Origin of the sequence: Kitasatospora sp. NPDC048722 (assembly GCF_040650235.1) — a bacterium.
GTDB lineage: Bacteria > Actinomycetota > Actinomycetes > Streptomycetales > Streptomycetaceae > Kitasatospora.
In genome coordinates this window covers 1-1,233 of sequence record NZ_JBEZGX010000183.1, presented here as the reverse complement: position 1 = coordinate 1,233, position 1,233 = coordinate 1, and the positions used below count along the sequence as shown (strand labels likewise).

Here is a 1,233-nt window from a genome sequence, read left to right as displayed (position 1 = left end):
AATCTGTTGGTTGTTTTGTTGTAAAAACTTTAAGTTTTTTATTTTCAAACCATTGATGTAACATATCAATTTGAGTTGTTTTTCCTGAACCGTCAAGTCCTTCAAAAACTATTAATAAATTTTTCATAGCATTCCTCCATTGATAGTATTGTACCATAACTTGAAAGCACTTATATAAATTAACATAGAATAAATTACGGGTTAATGAACAATAAATGCAAATGATTTTAATAATCTTAATAAGAAAAGAAGAGTGTTCAGAAAATGACCATTTTCTGAACATCTGATAAAAAATGAAAAACGATTAGAACGCTTTTCTTTTTTATGTCTATTTATTTGATAATAGTCCAAAAACACTAAACAGGCTTTTAGTGATCCTTGCCTTCAATCGTTTCGATATCGCCTTTGCCGTCACGGGACACGATGGCCTTGATAGCGGCAGTGATGCCTAAAACATCATCATCCAATGACAACGCTGGTGTTTCCGGACGAGTGACAACCTGTTCCGGCAAAAATGGAATATGCATGAAGCCGGCCTTAATATCGGGAAACATCTTATCCCGCATATACTGTACCTGATAAAAAATGTGGTTGCAGACGTAAGTGCCTGCTGTGTTGGAGACTGCTGACGGAACACCAGCTTCCCGAATGGCTTTGGCCATGGCCTTAATTGGTAACTGGGTAAAGTAGGCATTCTCGCCATCGCCATGAATCGTGTGATTAAGTGGCTGATACCCGGCATTATCTTGAATCCGACCGTCATCCAAGTTAATCGCAACTCGCTCCGGCGTGAGTTCAAACCGGCCACCAGCCTGACCAATGCTCAACACATAGTCAGGCTTTTCTTTGGCAATAGCATCTTTAACGACATCGGCTGAAACATTAAACTTTGTCGGAATTTCCAATTTAACGATTTGTGCCCCAGCAATTTCATCCGGCAAACGTTTCACGGCTTCAATCGCAGGATTAATTTTATCGTCGCCAAAGGGATCAAATCCGGTAACAAGAATTTTCATGAGAAGATTTCCTTTCTAAAATGCCAAGAAGTACAGAAGCTATCGAGAAGTGTATCTTGTACCATCTTTAAGACGTTGGAGTCTTTGATGGGTAGGACAATTTGTTGCGCCATGATTTATATATACCTTTCTGAAATTAAATAATTAAACTTATAATAGGCTCCGCCTTTTTATGACCACATTAAAAAACTAAACAAAAAGAACACCATATAAATTT

The 1,233-nt window shown here is 37.9% G+C and carries 1 protein-coding gene and 1 pseudogene; both read right to left on the bottom strand.

Features of this window, described 5'->3' with window-relative positions; genetic code table 11:
* Positions 1-127: pseudogene (locus AB0C76_RS41425) on the bottom strand (dTMP kinase); the annotation flags it as partial.
* Between the two features lie 241 nt (positions 128-368).
* Positions 369-1,016 carry a pyroglutamyl-peptidase I gene (pcp, locus tag AB0C76_RS41420; protein WP_014573651.1) on the bottom strand — a complete coding sequence of 216 codons (648 nt, stop codon included), beginning with the start codon at positions 1,014-1,016 and terminating at the stop codon, positions 369-371.
* Positions 1,017-1,233 lie beyond the last annotated feature (217 nt).